Annotated in this window: 14 protein-coding genes and 1 pseudogene; 1 reads left to right on the forward strand and 14 read right to left on the reverse strand. The window is 60.9% G+C overall.

The genetic code is table 11. The features are described 5' to 3' along the window. Positions 1-4: 4 nt before the first annotated feature. Entirely contained in the window at positions 5-418 is a 414-nt protein-coding gene (locus tag AC245Y_RS25675; protein WP_017996062.1) for a cupin domain-containing protein, read from the forward strand. Positions 419-468: 50 nt separating this feature from the next. Here AC245Y_RS25675 and AC245Y_RS25680 read toward each other — a convergent pair whose 3' ends face one another. From AC245Y_RS25680 to AC245Y_RS25745, 14 genes and pseudogenes are all read right to left on the reverse strand, one after another. Beyond that, positions 469-1752, reverse strand: a complete 1284-nt coding sequence (locus AC245Y_RS25680; protein ID WP_017996061.1) for a cystathionine gamma-synthase family protein — start codon at positions 1750-1752, stop codon at positions 469-471. 73 nt (positions 1753-1825) lie between these two features. Next, positions 1826-2905 carry a YihY/virulence factor BrkB family protein gene (locus AC245Y_RS25685; protein ID WP_003562306.1) on the reverse strand — a complete coding sequence of 360 codons (1080 nt, stop codon included), beginning with the start codon at positions 2903-2905 and terminating at the stop codon, positions 1826-1828. A 1873-nt stretch (positions 2906-4778) separates the two neighbouring features. Next, positions 4779-5505, reverse strand: a pseudogene (locus tag AC245Y_RS25690) (transposase); the annotation flags it as partial. Positions 5506-6658: 1153 nt separating this feature from the next. Beyond that, on the reverse strand, positions 6659-7618 hold the full coding sequence (locus tag AC245Y_RS25695) for a protein-L-isoaspartate O-methyltransferase family protein (RefSeq protein ID WP_017996058.1): 960 nt from the start codon (positions 7616-7618) through the stop codon (positions 6659-6661). Positions 7619-7858: 240 nt separating this feature from the next. Next, positions 7859-8368 (reverse strand): GNAT family N-acetyltransferase, encoded by a 510-nt coding sequence (locus tag AC245Y_RS25700; protein ID WP_003562303.1) that lies wholly within the window; start codon positions 8366-8368, stop codon positions 7859-7861. A gap of 153 nt (positions 8369-8521) precedes the next feature. Beyond that, entirely contained in the window at positions 8522-9592 is a 1071-nt protein-coding gene (locus AC245Y_RS25705) for an ABC transporter ATP-binding protein (protein ID WP_017996057.1), read from the reverse strand. 11 nt (positions 9593-9603) lie between these two features. Continuing rightward, on the reverse strand, positions 9604-11124 hold the full coding sequence (locus AC245Y_RS25710; protein ID WP_017996056.1) for a DUF5060 domain-containing protein: 1521 nt from the start codon (positions 11122-11124) through the stop codon (positions 9604-9606). A gap of 34 nt (positions 11125-11158) precedes the next feature. Beyond that, positions 11159-12043, reverse strand: a complete 885-nt coding sequence (locus AC245Y_RS25715; RefSeq protein WP_012755221.1) for a carbohydrate ABC transporter permease — start codon at positions 12041-12043, stop codon at positions 11159-11161. Next, positions 12040-12939 carry a carbohydrate ABC transporter permease gene (locus AC245Y_RS25720; protein WP_003562299.1) on the reverse strand — a complete coding sequence of 300 codons (900 nt, stop codon included), beginning with the start codon at positions 12937-12939 and terminating at the stop codon, positions 12040-12042. Before AC245Y_RS25720 ends, AC245Y_RS25715 begins: the two co-directional genes overlap by 4 nt. Positions 12940-13031: 92 nt before the next feature. After that, positions 13032-14285 (reverse strand): ABC transporter substrate-binding protein, encoded by a 1254-nt coding sequence (locus AC245Y_RS25725; protein ID WP_003562298.1) that lies wholly within the window; start codon positions 14283-14285, stop codon positions 13032-13034. A 71-nt stretch (positions 14286-14356) separates the two neighbouring features. After that, positions 14357-15001 carry a dihydroxyacetone kinase subunit DhaL gene (dhaL, locus tag AC245Y_RS25730; protein ID WP_017996055.1) on the reverse strand — a complete coding sequence of 215 codons (645 nt, stop codon included), beginning with the start codon at positions 14999-15001 and terminating at the stop codon, positions 14357-14359. Between the two features lie 3 nt (positions 15002-15004). Then, positions 15005-16009, reverse strand: coding sequence for a dihydroxyacetone kinase subunit DhaK (locus AC245Y_RS25735; RefSeq protein ID WP_017996054.1), 1005 nt, complete (start codon positions 16007-16009; stop codon positions 15005-15007). Between the two features lie 55 nt (positions 16010-16064). Beyond that, positions 16065-17927, reverse strand: a complete 1863-nt coding sequence (apnL, locus tag AC245Y_RS25740) for a D-apionate lactonase (protein WP_017996053.1) — start codon at positions 17925-17927, stop codon at positions 16065-16067. Continuing rightward, positions 17924-18958, reverse strand: coding sequence for a Gfo/Idh/MocA family protein (locus AC245Y_RS25745; RefSeq protein ID WP_017996052.1), 1035 nt, complete (start codon positions 18956-18958; stop codon positions 17924-17926). Before AC245Y_RS25745 ends, apnL begins: the two co-directional genes overlap by 4 nt.

An 18958-nucleotide genomic window follows, 5' to 3' on the forward strand; every position in this document is an offset into this window, starting at 1 on the left:
AGACATGCTCAGAAAAATGATCTCGGCGGCGGCGCTCGCCGTTGTCCTTGCCGTCGGCACTCAGGCTCACGCCGCAGGCGGCGACGCGAAGGTAAGCGTCGTTTTCGACCAGAAGCTTCCGAATGTTCCCGGCAAGAGCATGCGGGGGGTGCTCGTCGAATATGCGCCAGGCGGTTCCTCGCCCGGCCATACGCACCCGGCATCGGCCTTCATCTATGCCACCGTTCTCGAAGGTGCGATCACCAGCAAGGTGAATGACGGGCCAGAGAAGGTTTACAAGGCCGGCGAAAGCTTTCCCGAATTTCCCGGCGATCATCACAGCGTCAGCAAAAATGCCAGCAAGACAAAGCCGGCGCGCCTGCTTGCGGTGTTCGTGCTGGATACCGACGAGACGGAACTGACGATCGACGACAAGTGACCCCATGCCCGATGCCCGGCGTCGCCGGGCATCGATTTCCCCGGCGTGTCTCAGGCCGCCTGCAGCGCCAGTTCCAGGTCGGCGATCAGATCGTCCGGATGCTCGATGCCGATCGAAAGGCGGATCGTCGATTCCAGAACGCCGATGCGCTGGCGGACATCGGCGGGCACGCCGGAATGCGTCATGGCAGCCGGATGGCTCGCAAGCGATTCCGTGCCGCCGAGGCTGACCGCGAGCTTGAAGATCTGCAGCGCATTCAGGAATTTGAACGAGGCGGGCTGACCGCCGCGGATATCGAAAGAGAAGGTGGAACCCGCGCCGGTGCATTGCGCTATGAAGGTCCGGCCGGCCGGCGAGTCCAGATCGTGGTAAGGCAGGTAGTGAACCTTCTCGACCTTCGGGTGATCGCGCAGATAATCGGCGACGGTACGCGCGTTGCTGTTTGCCCGCTCCATGCGCAGCTGCAGCGTTTCCAGCGAACGACCGAGCATCCAGCAGGAATGCGGATCGAGCTGCGTGCCGATCGCGCCGCGAAGGGCCTTGATCTGCTTGATCACCGCCTTGCGACCAAGAACGGCGCCGGCGATCAGATCGGAATGACCACCGACATATTTCGTCAGCGAATAGAGCGAGATATCGGCGCCGTGCTCGATCGGCCGCTGAAAGACCGGTCCGAGCAGGGTGTTGTCGCAGACGATGATCGGCATATGGCCCTGTCTTGCACCAACCAGGTCGGCCACGCGCCGGATCATCGCGACATCGACCAGGCCGTTGGTCGGATTGGCAGGCGTTTCGATCAGAATGACGGAGACGCGGCCCTTGGCCATCGCCTCCTCCGCCGCCTTCTGCACCGATCCTTCGCTGACGCCGTCGGCAAATCCAACGGCGGCGGCGCCGAGGTTCAGAAAAGTCTTCGCCAGTAAAGTTTCCGTTCCCCCGTAGAGCGGCTGCGAATGCAGGATCGCATCCCCCGGCCGGACGAAGGCGAGCAGAGTGGTGGCGATCGCCGCCATGCCCGATGAAAACAGCACGCCGCTTTCCGTTCGTTCGTAGACGGCGAGCCTGTCCTCGACGATCTCGCTGTTTGGATGGTTGAAGCGCGAGTAGACGAGGCCCGCCCCCTTCCCCTCTGGCGGCTCGCGGCGGCCCGACACGTAATCGAAGAAGTCGCGGCCATCCTCGGCCGTCTTGAACACGAAGGTGGATGTGAGGAACACCGGCGGCTTGACCGCCCCTTCCGAGAGTTCCGGATCGTAGCCGTAGTTCAGCATCTGTGTTTCGGGATGCAGGGCATGATTGCCGATATGGGTTTTGGAAGGATGCGGCGCGGTCATCATCGTCTCCTGTGTCGGGACTGCAGAAATGTCAGAATACATCAAAACCATACGAGAGGAGCAATCATCGCGGTCAACTCCTGGTCTCGCCGAGAGTATCAGCGACATAGGCGCCGCGTGCTCCCATCGGCAGCGGCGCTCCCGTCGTCGTGTCCTTCGCAGTCTGATGCTCCAGTTCGGCGTTCAGTTCTCCTCCGACGATTAGAATGACCACGGAAAGCCAGATCCAGATGAGAAAGCCGATCAGCGCGCCGAGCGTGCCGTATGTCGCATTGTAGTTGGCGAAATGATCCAGATAGAAGGAAAAGCCGAGGGACATGGCGGCCCAGGCGATCGTGGTCAGAACCGCGCCCCACGTCATCCAGCGGAGCTTGGCAGGCTCGCGGCTGGGACCGAAACGGTAGACCGATGTAACGGCCGCCGCGACGACCAGCAGAAGCAGCGGCCATCGCATGAGAAGGGCCATGTGCTCCTTGAATTGATCGAGCCAGAGATAGGAGAGGATAACAGGCATGACCCCGACAAGCACCACCATGACAACCGTCAAAAGCATCGCGCACAAGGTGAAGCAGAGGCCTATCAGGTTCAACCGGATAAGACCCCGCTTCTCCTCTTCCTCATAGGCGACGTTCATCGCGTCAAAGATCGCCAGCGTGCCGCTATGCGTGCTCCAAAGAGCGATGCCGAGACCGACGAAGAAGGTCACGCCGAGCGTAGCATCACGCCGGCCGACGAGCTCTTTGATTTGGTTGGCAATAAGATCGAACGCGCCTGATGGCATGAGGCCGGCCAATTCGCGAAGATGTTCGGATATGGTGGTCGGATCTGCAACCAGCCCGTAGAGTGATACCAAAGCCGCCATGGCTGGGAAGAGCGCCAGCAGCAGATAGAAAGTCACGCCCGCGGCAATCAGCGTGACCCGGTCGGCGAGGACCTCGTGGAAGACGCGCCAGAACACGTCGCGAAGGCCGCTGAAGGGGATAGCCTCGGGCGTGCTGGCGCTACGGCCACGATCGTCACCTGCGCGGTTGGTATGCTCAGGCGGGGCGACCGCCCTGCGCTCGGGTGCCTGCATCAAGACAAGTGCACCAATCGCTGCGGCCATCAATGCCGCCGCGATGGAGAATCTCTTGGGGTGAAACACATCAGGCATGAGGATGATCTCCGGTCTGGTGCGGAGATAACGCCGGGTGCCGCTAAAGGATGCAAGCCGTTGCTTTCTTGCGGACATTTAGGCCGGCGCCGAGGTCAGTCCGTTTCACACGCGGGTCAGGCAGCTGGGAGTTGGAAGCGGTTGAAAGCTCGTCAAACTCCACCACGGCCGAGCTCGGTATCGCCGAAAGCCACAAATCCGAAGTAGTTTCAAAAAGTATAAGTCGTTGATATTGCTGAGGCTGCTCCCTGATATGGAAGCGATGCTGGACTTTAGTTTCGTTACCGCATGGTAGGGAGTCGCTTCAACGCGTTTACCGATAGGCCGGCTTGGCGGCCGCGAGGCGGCAAATTGGTGCGCAGCTCGTACAAGGAGTGCGACTTGGACCTCAATTGCACCTGTTGCTATCTGATGCCGGCGCCTGTCAGCGACCGGACCGTGCAGCCGATGCGTTGTGCAGCAAGCCCGATAAAACAATAGCGCTGGTGACAATCGCCTGCAATAGCCGTTTGCGTTATCAACGGGCAAATACTGGGTCCGCCCTGCAAACCGTCGCCTTCTCTGGGCGCGCCTCATAATGCTTCGCGAGACCGAGGTACTGCCCGCCTGCGGACGCGATCTCGATGGTGGTTGCTTGATGGCGTCTCAGCAACCGGCAGAACGCGCGTCGCAGTCGACCAAGTTGGCACGCGAAAGCAACTGCCCGTCAAGGGGGCGGAGGCATCATGCGCGCTGCTCCAGACGTCGGCCAGCCGCACCCTGGCGCTATGTGCCACCGGCGGCCCCTCCCCCCGCCGCCACTGAAGGCGCTTCCTCCGGCAGTTGATCGCTGGGCATCTCCAGCGTCCCACTCAAATGCGCAGGATCGGCTCCTGACATATCGGTCAGAACTAACGCAGGTCTTCCGCATTGCTGAGAGCGAGGGGCTGCACGTCATCAGATAACGGGCATCGACGACGGGCGCCGCGGTTGTCTATTCCAGGACGGAACGGCCCGGACGCTAGCGTTCCTACATTTACTCGCTTTACGGCGCTAACAGTCCGGCTGCAGTCGCCGCTGTGTCGCCCGCGCCGACGGACGGCCGGTCGACAAGCAATTACCCGTTCGCAATGGGCTGATCGCTCGAAGGCTTCGGCCTGGGCTTCGGATCCCGCATGATCGGAGGCCCCTCCCCTACCGTATAATACTCTCTGCTCGATTGCATGAAGAGCCGACCGCGGATCACAGCGAGCCTTCGATGGGCAGCCGACCCCGCGGCCCAAGCGAATCCGTGAACGATAGCTGTCGGTTGGGTGTTGCCTATCGTGCCGTTGTCCGCGGACAACAGGATGATCAGCATGGTAGCCGTCAAGTCGTTTGCACATGGACCAATCTCCGTAGTAACTGAATTTGAGCGGTCGTTAAAATATCTCTGATGCCGCCCTGCTGGTGGATGCGCTTGTGGCATTATGGCTGCCCCGATGGCTCTGTCGGGCATTGGAGCAACGGGCTCATACGCCTTACCGGGCAGGCGTGGGCATATTCGGCTCCAAGAGTTCTGAAGAGCTTCGTGGGTGTGCCGACAGGTCCGCAATACCAAGAGGCCGCTCGCTGTCTAAGGAGGAGCAGAGCCCCGCCCATGAAACGAGACCGCGGATTGCTGGCGCAGCAGCTGCGCTCACCGGAAGGGATCCGCAGCAAGGATGGCAGGCGGCCGTGGCGGCGTCATCCTTGCTGCTATTGTGTCTTATTGACGCGACAGTAATTGAGCTCGCCCGTCGCCCGTCGCTCGGTGAAGTTTTTGGCAAAGGCTGGGCTTCGGTCGCAATCCCTGGGTCGATCGTGTTGGCGCGGCGGCGGCCAGCCCCGTCCTTCGGGGCCTCTGCGGTGCGCCTCAGCAACCGTGTTGTTGGGGCTGGTTCGATGGGGTTCGTCTTCCTTCTAAGAATGGTGTTGATCATGATGATGAGCTTTCGCATGGCGACCTTGGGCGGTTTGCCCGCGTCGCGCAGCCTGTTGTGGAACGTCTTGATGGCCGGGTTGCAACGGTTGGCCGAGTGCGTTGCCATATAGAGGGCGCATCGGACAGTGGCGCGGCCGCCAGCGAAATAGCGTTGTCCAGGTGCCGCTGTCGTGAGCCATCGTTGCAACACCGACGAGGGCGGCGAGCTGCTTGTCGTCGATTGCGCCGAGTATGGGCAGTTCGGCGATGAGCACAGCGGTACTGACCTCGCCAATGGCCGGCACGGTCAACAGCAGATTACGGCGTTCGGCCATGTCGGCCTCGGCCTCGATGCCCAGCGGTGGCGGCATGGACTCGGGCGAGCTCGGCCTTGTGGGCGGCGAAGGTCTCGCCATCAGCACTGCGACGGCCTCAGGCGGATGTTCCAGGCGGCTCTTCTGGGCGACCGCCATGTCGATGAGCTGGCGGCGGCGGGTGACACGCGCAGCAAGCGCGAGCCGCAGTCGTCGAAGTGGGGGATCTGTGCCGGCCGCATCGCTCTGGCGAAGTGGAGGATGACGCGGGCGAATTCCTGGACAGTTTTGGCCAAGCGACGGCTGGCCCTGGCGAAGTCGCGCACCAGGCGGGGATTGATGACGGCGACGGCAATGCGGGCGGCCGGCTTGATCGATATCTCGCGCAGTTCGGCTGACGGTCAGCTGGAGATAAGCGCCACGCTCTTGATCGGTGAAAGGCGCCGGGCACGGCAAGCCCAGGGCTTTTTGTGAGGGGTTTTCCCTCGCATGTCCGCCTGCCGGCGTACGCGCGGTACGATCCCCGCTGCCCTCATCAACTACTACTTCGTGCGGGAGTTTCTCTTTGCTGAAAGCGGGAGAGCTCCCTTCGCCCGGGTTGCTGCTCAGCAAGTTGTCCGCGGACAACCCCTCGCCTGGCACCCTATCGCCTGCGAGGGAAGGTTATAATGCCTAACCGATTCGTCTGCGATATCCGCGTGGCCGCCAGGCTTGAATTTGCCGCATTGCGGCACTACCTCGTGATGGACTGAAGCGCTTAACCCCTCCGAGCCGCTTCGGTCCGACGGACAGCACTCCTCCTCCCAGGCTGTCGGTCACTATCGAAGCCCGGCGCACCTCTCCCGCGCCGGGCTTTTGTCGTTCTGGCAATCCGCCGCCGGACAGACAGCGCATCCTCACTTTCCATGGGTGTCGATCTGGTCCTGGTGAGACGTGCCGCGATCAGGGAGGCGGGGGGGTATCCGCTTCACCGATTTGCGTCGGGCCCGCAGTATTGCCTCCAACAAGGGAGCCACGAGGGGCTGTCTCCTGAGATCGTGGGTAAGCAAGTCATACGTCACAACCCGACCGGCTCAATCGCCGCCACTTGCTGATCTTCACCGTCAGTCTGAGCGTCGCCATCCAAGAGAAGGCGCCGGATGCCTCGGCTAGGTTGCGCCAGCGTATTAGCGTCAATCACGTCGGCTGTCTACGCGCCGTATTCGGCGCGCGCTGGCCACTGCATTTCAGCATGCCGCGGCCATCAATTTCGTCTGGATCTCGGCCGGCATGGGCAGCCGCTCGGGTCCTGGCGCGCTTGATCCGATCTCACAGATGGCAGGCGGCAAATTTCGACAATAGGCTTTTCGTGCGGGGCAGGGGAAGGATGCCGGCGGCGAGGCTGCACTAAGCTCGAGATAACCAGATCCGAGCTCGGCGCCCTGGGCGTGTTGCCGCCCAAGCCCTTTGCTCCGGATGTTTGGCGTTGCGACGTCGTCGGTCAGAAGTGCGGCCAGCGGATCGCGCCGCCGCGGCGCGCTACGTCGCTCTGGTTCCCTGCGGAGATGGGGCGGGCGGTCTTGCGGACTTGGCCGTGATGGTACAGACGTCGTCATAGCAGAGCGCCCATTGGTCGCCGATATGCCAGCAACGCCCTATCCGCGGCTCCGTCTTCCAGAGCAGGCTTTTGACGAACTCGATGCCGCCGCGCTCGAAGGCGGCGGTCAGCGCGTCGATCTCGTTATCGTCGGTTGTCAATCCACCGTTGGCGCAGACGAAATAAGCTGTGCCGATCCAACGCGCCGCAAATCCACAATCGCCGCGCTCGATACGAAGAGCAGCGCCATGGGACGCATGACGGCCGCTTTTCGGCGGTCGGTCCTGGCGCGGTACGCCAAGTGGCAACACCAGGCGCCCTCCGGGCCGCAGCCTTTCGATCCAGGGTTCCGCGGGCCGCGCGACGGCGAAATTCACATAGATCGCATCCACCGCGTGCTGTGGCCATTGACTGCCGTCGGCGTTAACGACGCTAACATTGGCCCGATCAGCAAGCGCTGCTTGTGCGTGGGCAGCCAGATCAGGATCCATCTCGACGGCATGGACATGACCGGAAGTGCCGACCAACTCTGCCAGAATGGCGCTGTAATAGCCGGTGCCGGCACCGACATGGACGATGCGATCGCCGCCGATCTGCACGTCCAGTTCCGCCAAGAGTCGGGCATGCAGTGACGGGCTTCCATTGTTGACGCCCTTTTCGGACTGCAGGACGAACAGTACGTCCTGATAGGCCAGAACCAAGTCGGAGGAGGGGAGGGGGCGATATCCGCCGCCCAGATTGGCGATCTGCCATGGAGGCGCACCGAGGAAGTTCTCGCGCGGGACGGTGGCAAAGGCAGCTTCGATCCGCGGGTTCGTCGTTGCGGCAGTTGCCACTACCTGATGGGCGTAAGCGCGGCGGATCACCGCCAGTTCGTCGGCCGTGAACAGCGCAGTCGGCATCGGCAAATCTCCGGGTATGGCTTTGATCTGCTCCTCTTTTACGTCCTCTCGGCTCCAAATCCATCTCTATCCCGACTGCTTGACCAATAGGGACGAGAACTCATGACGGAAGTTAAATGGCAATTCTGTTCCATTAGTGAAAATTAAGTTTTTACTTCATATGGTTAACATTCCGGTAGCCGCAAAATTTAACTGTATCGCCGTACATTAAAGTGTGGCCTCAGCGCAGTCGAACACGTTTCAGGCGTCGGGTATCGTGTGGTGTCTGGCGCCTACTCTGAAACGCTTCTTGATCCTATCGACCGACGTCCCGTCCTGAAGCGGAACCTGGACCAACCGGTCATATGTCTCGAAGCCCATCTTTGCGTAATAGCCAAGGCCGCTGAAATTGTCGGCGCGAATGGTGGCATTGATGAATTCGAGCCCGAATTCTTCCGCTGCGGCTCGGGTTGCGGGGAAGAGAGCGCTGCCAACGCCGGGGGTTCTTGGGTTCAAGCGGGCAAAGGTTGCGATGTCGGCGAAGCCTTTCGGCGGATCGCCGTATAAGCTCAGCGACTGAAAGCCGACAAGCGACTGATCGCGCTCGGCAACATGGCAGGTCAGAGGAAACTCGCCGTCGATGAACCAGTCCGCGAACTCGGCAGCCGAAAGCGGCGTCTCGAGTGCGGTTGTTCCGCCGGCAAGAATGATTTCGTTCAAGAGACTGCTCAGCTCCTCCGCGTCGGCGGAGACGGCTCTTCGAATGTGCATGCCTTGGCTACCTCGTTTTGGAGGTACAGCCTATCGGCGAGATCAGAGATTACAAGTCGCCAATTCGCTGCGAAGGCGAGGAGTGATCAAGAACTCCGCATGCCGTCACATTCCGGTTCCGCGTTCGACGGACTTGCTCCAGGCCTTTCGTCTTCAGGCGTTCAGGCGCTGCTGCGTCTGCCGGTCGAAGAAGTGAACCTTGGCCGTTTCGAAAGAAAGCTTCACCGGCTGTTCCGGCACCAGCTCGACACGTTCACGAACGACCCATGTCAGCTCCCTGCCTTCGAGCTCCACCGCGACATGGGTTTCCGATCCCGTGGGTTCGACCACCTTGACCACGGCATCCACACCGTTTTCGCCACCGAAGGTGATGTCTTCGGGGCGAATGCCCAGCGTCAGCGGTCTGTTGGCGGAATTGGCTGGAGCCCGCGAAAGCGTTACGCGCGACCCACCCGGCAGCGACAATACCGGGTTGCCTGCGCCCTCAAGGGTTCCCTCGAGAAAGTTCATCGCGGGGGAGCCGAGGAAGCCGGCGACAAAGATATTGCGTGGTCGGTCATAGAGCTCGAGCGGGCTACCGATCTGTTCGACGCGACCGCCGTGGAGCACGACGATCTTGTCAGCCATGGTCATGGCTTCGATCTGGTCGTGGGTGACGTAAACGATCGTGGTCTTCAGGCGTTGGTGCAGAGCCTTGATCTCCGCCCTCATCTTCACCCGCAGTTTCGCATCCAGATTGGAAAGCGGCTCGTCGAAGAGAAAGACTTTCGGATCTCGAACAATGGCGCGGCCCATGGCGACGCGCTGCCGCTGTCCGCCCGACAGCTGCGCCGGCTTTCGATCGAGAAGCGGCTGCAATCCGAGAATTGCTGCAGCCTCACCGACCTTCTGTTCGATTTCCGGCCGCTTGACCCCGGCGAGCTCGAGCGCAAATCCCATGTTCTGGGAGACCGTCATCTGCGGGTACAATGCATAGTTCTGGAAGACCATCGCGATATCGCGATCCTTCGGCTGCAGATTGTTCACGACCCGACCATCGATGCTGATCTGGCCGGCGGTGATATCCTCGAGCCCGGCAATCATGCGCAGCAATGTCGACTTGCCGCAGCCGGAGGGGCCGACGAGAATGGTAAATTCACCGTCGGCGATCTCGACGTCGACACCATGAATGATGTCGACCGTGCCGAAGGATTTCTTGACGTTTCTGATGCTCAAGCCAGACATGGATCTATCCTTCAACGTTTCCTGCGCACACGCAGCGCCTGGAATGGCTTGCGCGGAATTTTCACGCCGAAGGCCGCGTCCGGCTTGCCGCCGCGCACGACCGAGCCATGGCGCGTCGGATGCGGAACGGGAGCCGCCACCTTTTCGACCGGCGTGATCGTCATCTCCCAGGTGTCGATGAGATCGACATCGTAGTCATCGCTATCGACCGGCAGGCCCGTCGACCAGATCACCGGCTGATGCTCGCCGAAATAGATCAAACGGAAATCGCCGTCGCCGTCGCGCGCGCCCGACACGCGGGACCAGGGCCACTCACCGATGATGCCGAGCGGCTCGAGGCCGTGTTTGACATCGGCTTCCAGGAGGTCGCGGAGGAAGGCGATGCGCTTCCACGCTTCGCCGCGCAGTTCCCCGCCCTTGGCCCACCAGATCAGGTCCTCGGGATGAGAATAGGTTTCCCCATGACCGGCATAGCCGCCACGCGCCATGGTGATCCAGAAGCGATGCACGAGTTCCTGCGCATTGAGGTTGCCCCATGACTGCAGGATGTCGCCCTCATATTCCGGCTCGTCGTTGACGACAGGCTTGCCGTAGGCATCGCGCCATTCCTGGGTCCGCTTGACGTCAGGGTTTTGAATGCAGGTGTGCGTGACCCATGGCTTGCGATGATCGAAATTCGCCGTCACGTCGCCGTTATGGATGGAGCGCAGGTGCTGGTAGGGGTCGTTTTCCTCCAGGATGTGGAAGTAGCGATCCCACTGCTCCATCGGCTTCGTATCGATGAGGAAATCATATTCATTGGCAAGCGACCACCAGACATTCCGGTAGGCAGCGAGACGAGCGGCCAGATACTCGACATAGCGAAAATCCTGCTTCGTCGACATGTCGGCATAGCCCCACCGGTCGTAGGGGTGGAAGATGATGATATCGGCTTCGATCCCCAGCTGGCAGAGCGCTGCGACCTGCTTCTCGAAGTGCCGGAACGAGGCGGGGTTCGGACGATCGAAGTCTTCCTTTCCGTCCGCTCCGCGTTCGAAGCAGGCGTGCAGCGGCTCGTTGACGTTGTAGGGATAATCCTTCGGAAACACGCCCATCCGCATCTTGTTGAAGCGGGCCTTCTTGAGGGTTTCGAGGGTCTGCTTCTGCATGTCGAGCGGCTGGTGCGTCCAGGCGTAGCAGGTCGTCCCGAAGGACAGGAACGGGGTGCCGTCGGCATAGGCGAAGTGGAATTTGTTGCGCACGCGAACCGGGCCGTGATTGCCGGCCGAAGGCTCGGTCGCAGTCAATGCGCCGGTCTTGCCGTCGAGTGCAGCAGTCCTGGAACGGGTCAGAAACGACCATTCGCCTTCGATGTCCGGCATGAAGCGGATGCGGTAAGTTCCGTTGCCGTCATAGAAGCCCGGCACGCGGACTGCGCGGCTCTTATGGGTGAACACGGCATCGAATGCCACGTCGAGATAGGGATTGCCGCTGGAGGGTCCATCAAAGGAGGCCTCGAACACGCCCCATTTTTCGACCGTTGCATCAGACATAGAATATTCTCCTCGTGGAATGCTTTTCGTGGCCCTAGCCTTTGACGGCGCCGGAGGTCAGGCCAGAGACGAAGTAACGCTGGAAGATGAGATAGACGATCGTCGCCGGCAGGACGGTCATCACAATGGCGGCATTGAGCTGGCCGTAATTGCTCGAGAACTGCCCCTGAAACGACATCAGGCCGAGCGGTAAGGTCCACATGTGCTGGTCCTGGAGCAGCACCAGCGCCATGGCGAATTCGTTCCAGGTGGAGACGAAGTCGAGGATGAGCAGTGCGGCGAGCACGGGCAGGCACACCGGCAGAAAGATCCGTCTGAAGATGATGAAGTGGCTTGCACCGTCGATCAGTGCTGCTTCCGACAGCTCCTTGGGAATGCTCTTGAAGAAACCGTGCAGGATGAAAACCTGATAGGGAACGCCGAAGGCGATGTAGGGAAGGATGACGCCGGGGTAGGTGTCGATCAGGCCGAGTGAATTCACCAGGGTAAAGAGCGGCGCAAGCATCACCTGGAAGGGGATCATCGTGCCGAACACGACAAGCAGCAGCAGGGCCTTGGTGATCTTCAGCTTGATCTTGGCAAGGGCATAGGCGGCCATCGCCGAAAGGAACAGCCCGAGCGGCACCTTGATGACCGTTATGATGACGCTGTTGAAGAAGGAGTTTGCGAAGTTGCCGCGGCTCCATGCAGCGCTGTAGTTTTCGAAAGCCAGCTCGGTTGGCGGCACGAAGGCGCCCGTGCCGGTCACCGCCGCCGGCGTCTTCAAGGAGGTGAAGACGATGAAGACGAATGGCGCGACCCAGACGAGCGCCACGATAACAAGCGTGATCCAGAGACCGATCAGAATGGGATCCCGCTTCATCGATGATGGTTCGACCTGCAAATGCACTGCGGTCTGGTCGGTCGGTACTGCTGTCACGATTCAACCTCCTCGTGCTTCTGGGTCCATTTCAGATAGGGAATGACGACGGCCATGGTGATCAGCAGCAGCACGACCGAAATCGCCGCACCTCGTCCGAAATCGAAGATCTGCATCGCCTGCGTGAACGCCCAGAGCGCCAGCATCTGGGTAGACTGCGCCGGTCCGCCACCCGTCAGACCGTAGACGATGTCGAAAGCCTTCAGGGAGGAGATGACGGAAAGAACGAGAACGATCGTGATCGTCGGGCGCAAGGCCGGCAATGTCACATGCTTGAACACCTTCCAGCGGCCGGCGCCATCGATGCGCGCTGCCTCGACAAGCGTCTGAGAGACATTCTGCAGGCCCGCCAGAAACAGGACCATCGAGAAGCCGACCGTCTGCCAGAGATAGGCGACGAAGACCGAATAAAGGGCGATATCCCTGTTGCCCAGCCAGTCATTGATCCAGCCCTGCATGCCCCACGAGGTGAGCAACTGGCTGAAAAGGCCGAAGAACGGATCGTACATCCACTTCCACATGGTGGCGACGGCAATCGGCGCGATGATAACAGGCAGATAGAAGATGGCCCTGAGGCCATTTCGGCCGAATATCTTCTGATTGAGGCTCAGCGCCAGCAGCAGTCCGATCATCGGCGGGAAGATCAGGCTCATCAAGGTCCAGATCACGGTATTGCGGAACGCAACCCAGAAGACCGGATCCTTCGTGAAAATCGCCGAGTAGTTTGCAAGCCCTACAAATTGCCGCTGCGGGTCCAGCCCGTTCCATTTCTGGAAGCTCAGGATGACGACATTGAGCATCGGATAGAGGGCAAAGACGGCATAGATCGCCAGGGCTGGCACGAGCAGGATGAGCGCTTGGACGCGCGGATCATGTGTCGATTGTCGAAGTGACATGCTTTCCTCCTGGCAGTGAAGCGGCTGCCAGCTGATGAAAGAATGTGCCGGTCGATCGACAACTGGTCGATCGACTGGCACCTCGGGAGGAATCAGGTTCGGCTTGCGATAAAGCTCTGCAACTGCTTGGCCGCATCGGCCGGCTCGGTGTTGCCGGAAGCAACATCGTTGATGACCCGGAAGTACTCCGTCGTGACGTCGAGCGGGAACGCCTGGTCGCCGTTCATGTAGACCTTGCCGTATTTCTGGAAGATCCCCAGCCATTCCGCCTCGAGCGGCTTCTGGTTGGCATATTGGACGTTCTTGTTGACGGAGGTTGAACTCAGCTGGCCGAGCAGGTCCTGCTGGACCTTCGTCGAGAGGAAGTAGTCGAGGAACTTCGCCGCTACATCAGGGCTCTTGCTCTTGGTGCTGATGTAGTTGTACTCGGCGAAACCGTAGAGACGATCGGTGTTGGTCGGGAAGGGGAAAATCCCGTAGTCGTCGAGATTGGCGCCGGAGCCGTTAAGCTGGCTGACCAGCCAGTCGCCTTCGAGCATCATCGCTGCACGACCCGCGGTGAAGAGGCTGTAGGACTGTTTGTTGTCGATGCCCATGAACGGCTGCAGCGTATAGTCCTTCGTCCACTTGGCGAACTCCGCGAATGAATCCGTCGCGCAGGGTTCCTTGGTCCAGTCCAGCGTCATCGCCTTCAGCGCATCGTGTTTTTCAGCACCGCACTTCGTTTCAAGGATGACGTCCATGAGACGCATGACGTGCCAGTTGACCGTGCCGCCGAAGGTGAAGGCGGGAATGCCGGCAGCCTTCAGCTTATCGGCCGCGGCAAGGAATTCCTCGTAGGTCTTCGGCTCTTCCTTGATGCCGGCCTGTTCGAAAAGCTTCTTGTTGTAATAGACGGCCTCACCCTTGAAGGTGAAGGGGACGCCGTGCTTGCCGCCGGGATAGAGGTCGGCAAAAGCCGCTGCCGAGGGCAGCAATTCGTCGCTCCACTTATACTCGGCATAGTATTTGTCGAGGGGCAGGGACAGACCGGCCTTCACATACTCGCCGCCGAGGCCGAGGCCCGCCCAGCTGAAATAAATGTCAGGTCCCTTGTCGGAGCCAGCAGCGACGCGCAAGGCGGTCTTATGCTCGTCGACGGCGCGCTGAACGATCTCGACATGCGTTCCGGGGTTTGCCGCTTCGAAGTCCGTCGCCACCTTTTTCAGAGCCGTGTTGGCAGCATTGTTGTCGAAGTTGAGGGTCCAAAGCGTGATGTCTTCCGCAAGAACCGGCGTGGCCGATAGTGACGCCACGGCGATCGCAACGATGCTCGCAGTCTTCAATTTCGCAGAAAGGGTCAGCATTACCGTCCTCCTCTTGTAAAGCCGGGCCCCTTGTTGCAGATAGTCATTGACATGTCAACTGGTATGATGAGCTAACCATCGTGATGCTGAGCAAATTTGGCCATCGCGGCGATGATGATGACGGCGGACGCGGCGCCGGGATCGATGTGCCCGATCACGCGGTCCCCCAATCGCGAAGCCCGTCCCTTGGTCGCCGTCATCTTGCTGGTCGTTTCACAGCCTGACCGCGCTGCCCGCTCGGCCGCCTCGAAGCATTGGGGGAGGGGCTTTCCCGACTGCCAGGCATCGAGTGCTGCGTCGGCCGCGGGTTTCCAGGCGTCAACCATCGTCTTTTCACCGGGTTCGGCCTTTCCGCGTTCCTGGATTCCCTGCGCCATTGCCGCAAAGACACGCAGGAAATCGTCATCGCTCAATGTCTGCTTGTCTTTGGCGGCTGCTCCGGCGCGCATGAAGGCCGTGGCATATAGCGGGCCGGACGAAGCGCCGACCGCATTCAGGAATGCCTTAGCCGCGACGTTGAATGCGGTTGTCGGGGCAATCCCGGCGTCGAGTTCGCCGACCGCTTTCGCTGCGGCCTGGCAGCCTGCATCCATGGCAAGGCCGTGATCTCCATCGCCGATGGCGCCGTCCAACGCGCAGAGATGGTCGCTCTCCGCCGCAATATCCTCGGCAATCCCGGCAAACATGCGCTGAAGGTCTTCGGTCGTAAACGTCATCGATTACCTCACAAACATCGCGCAATCACAGGGGTGGTCGATCAATCGCTGAAGCTCGTCGTCGAGATGCATGACCGTGATCGACGCGCCGGCCATTTCGAGAGAGGTGCAGTAGTTTCCGACGAGCGATGTATGGATAACGAGCCCGGCATCGTCGAGCCGGGACTTCACGCGCCGCATCATGATGTAGAGTTCCATCATCGGGGTCGAACCCAGCGAATTGACGAGCACGGCGACACGATCGCCCCGGTCTGCTTTCATTTCGCGAAGAATGCTGTCCATGAGTTCGTCGGTCACCGCGTCGGCCGGCCTCAGCGGCTCACGCGCCACGCCAGGCTCTCCATGAATGCCCATTCCGATCTCCATCTCCCCTTCGCCGATCAGGAAGTTCGGCCTGAGGGTCTGGGGCAGCGAACAGGGGGAAAGCGCGACGCCCATCGTGTAGGTTCGCGCATTGGCATGGCGGGCGGCGCGCTCGACATCGTCGAAAGAGTAGAGAAGATCGCAGGCTGCGCCGGCGGCTTTGAAGATGAAGACGTTGCCCGCCACGCCCCGCCGCTTGTCCTTTTGATCGGCAGGTGCGGACGCCACGTCATCCGTGGTCAGCACGGTGCGCACCTCGATCTCGTCAAGCGCCAGCATTTCGGCGGCCATGTCGAAGTTCATCACGTCGCCGGCATAATTGCCATACATGAACAGGACGCCGACGCCACCGTCGACCGCCTTGGCGCAGGCGATGATCGGATCGGGCGGCGGCGACGCGAACACATTGCCGATTGCGGCCGCGTCTGCCAGCCCCTTGCCGACAAACCCCAGAAATGTCGGTTCGTGTCCAGATCCGCCGCCGATGATCAAGCCGACCTTGCCCTTGCGTGGCCCGTTTCTGGCAATGATCGCCCGGGGCATGTCCTCCACCGCGTAGAGGTGGCGCGGATGCGCCGCCAACACCCCTTGCAGCATTTCATCGACGGCATCTGCGCCGGCATTGATAAGCTTCTTCGTCTTCACGCTGATCCTCCCAGTGCGAGCTCCGCCTGCATAAATGCGGCTGCAGCGCCGGAGGTCAATCCGCCAGCGGCAGGACGACGGTCGCAAACGGCGCGAGCAGAAACTCTTTGCCCGAATCTGCCGGCCGGCAGGCGTCGCAATCGACCTTTCGTTCTTCGCCCGTCAGATTGACGACGTGAAGCCTGGCGCCTGCGGCATCGCGTGTAACGAAAGACAGCACCTCGGAGGGCGAGGAGGAGACGCATGCCTGCCAGGATGCGCCAGCCAATCGAGACAATGTCCGCACTGTGTTGAACAGCGGGCGCCGCCCGCCTTGCTCGGTCGGTTCGGCTGGACCGGCGATCAACCCGAACGGGCCTGACAAGGCCGAGAGCGTCAGGCATTCCAGATCGGCATCCAGCACCCGTATCGCGTAGCCGAGCGCGAAGGCCTCCGCGAAGCGTCCATTGTGACGCGGGTCGCGATTGGCCATGGGAACGCGTGCGCCCGACGGATTATCCATCGTGCGGCTGCCATAGGGATTCTGTCGCATCGGGATCGTCGACGGGCCGATCCGGTAGGGTCTGTCACCGTAGATCGCACGCACCGACCGTGTGATGAAGGGCAGCGCTTCCAATGTCTGCATGACGCTAAGATCGTCGGCGGCATGCACGATCGGATTGGTGCAGTGGCTGACGAAGTCGAGCTGTCCATCCGGGACGCGCTTCCGGTTGAGCTCGGTGAAATAGCTCAGCATACCCCCGCCGATGCGAATGCCGGGAAAGGCGGCGCGAGCGGCGGTATAGACTTCATCCAAAGGCGGGCATTCCGGCCATTTGCTGCCGGGCGGCGTCGACTGCCGGTCAACCGAAGGCGAGATCATGATCGCATCCGGCCTGAATTCCGCCAGCCTCATCTGGTGGGCGATTTCGGCCAACTCGCTTGACGGCGACGATGTGCAGGGAAGGGCGATCTCCAGCGTCGAGCGGCCGCGATGGGCCGCGGCGAGCATGGCGAACTGCGTGAGCGCGTCGACGCCGTGTCCGGCACCGGGGTCGAAATGGAAGAGCAGTTCCTGGGGAGCGATTTCCGACAGCACGGACTTTGCCGACAGTGTCGCATCGGCTTCCTCGGGCGTAACGATCACGCCGATATCAGGCATGGTGCCGGTTCGCGCCCCGAGTTCGAGTTGTATGGCGCCGCCTGACGCCGCAGCTGGAGGATGCCGTGTCGAACCGCCGATATTCCTGATAACAAGCGACGTCTTTTGCCGAACGGGCTGATTGGCGGCAATCTGGTATGGCCAGGGCAGGGCGAGCGGCCTGACATATGTCTTATAGGATGCGTCCGACCAGTTCCTTTGGTCTTCCATTTCAAAGGTGTCGCCCTCCATTCGGCACTCCGCCTGAACGTCAGGCATGACCGCGTGGGTGATGGCGCGCATGTCCTTGAACGGCTGCCAGGGCTCGATGACATCGGGAAACTGTGTGACCACGATCTGCCCGTCGACATGCTCGACCGTCGCCGGTGAACCCGCCACGCCGACGATCGGATGCAGGATGCAGAAGCCGCAGCGGTTGGTCTCGAAGCCGGTTGCGGCGATGGCTTCGGCCTCGAAGGCAAGCCGATCCGCATTCCCGGTGATGTGAACATCGATGATGAGTTTGGTATCATCCGGTCCCTCGCAGCGGGCGAGATAGGCGACCTCGAAACGATCGTCACTCTGCTCGATCCGGAGATCGGCGATTTCAGGGCTGTAAGTGCCCCAATCCCGGTCGCGAACAAGATAGGAAATCGCCCGCAGCACCTCGGTTCCACCATAGCGGATCGTGCGGAGGTTGCCGTTGACGAGATCGGCTTCCAGTTTTCCGGCTCTCAGGCGAACCGGCGGCGTTTCGAAGAGACGGGTGCCGTAGAGCTGGAATGCATCGATCGTCATCGCAGCATCGCTCCGACATCGATCGTCTGTCCCTCGGCAGCGCTGTCATAGGCAGCCTCGACGAGCGCAAAAGTTTTCAGATTGTCCGCCCCTGACGTCGAATGTTCGGCGCCGCGCTCCAACTGGTCGACCCAATGCTGCTGGATCGCGTGGACGCTCTCCTGGATGTTGTGCCAGGGCCGCGAGGCCCATGACAGCAGCTTCGGAGACACGTCCGTGGTCGTGGTGCCCTTGGCGTTGGTGATTTCGAGGCCGTAACCCTGGGTCAGGCGGATCGTGCCCTCTGAACCGTCGAGCTCGATCAATGTCTCGGGGAATGGCTCCTTCGAGAGCTTGGTGGCATAGCTGACGTCGACCACCGACGTGGCACCGTTTTCATGATCGAGCAGAATGGTCGCGACATCCTCGCCCTTGATTCTCGGACTAACCCGCTTGGTGCGGGCCGTGAGCGATCGAACGTCGCCGAGGATATAGCGGGCGATATCGAGCGTATGGATGCCGAGGTCTTCAATGATGAACCGCTCGCCCTCGGCGAGATATGGCTGGCCGGAAAAGACGTCGTAGGCCGAACGGAAGGAGAAGCGGCCCCAGAAGGGCGTGCCGATCACATTCGCCTCCAGCGCCTTGCGGACCGCCTGGATCGGCGTCTGCCAGCGAAAATTCTCGTGCACCATCAGCGGTATGCCGGCATTGCGGCACGCCGCGACCATCGCCTTCGCGTCCGACAAGGTCTTGGCGAACGGCTTCTGGCAGATCGCCGGCACCTTGTTCCGAGCCGCCATTTCGACGAGAAAACGATGGCTTTGGACGGTCGTGGCAATGTCGACGAAATCAAAACCGCCGTCGGCGAACAATGCCTCGGAATCGCCATAGCGGCGAGCGATGCCGAACTGATCGCCGACGATCTTCAGCCGTTCCGGGTCCCGATCGCAGATCGCGACGATGCCGGCACCTCGAACGTCGTTCCAGGCATGCAGCTGGTTGACCGCAAAGAAACCGCAACCGATCAAAGCCCCTTTCAATTCCGTCAT

The organism is Rhizobium sp. SRDI943 (assembly GCF_057653695.1).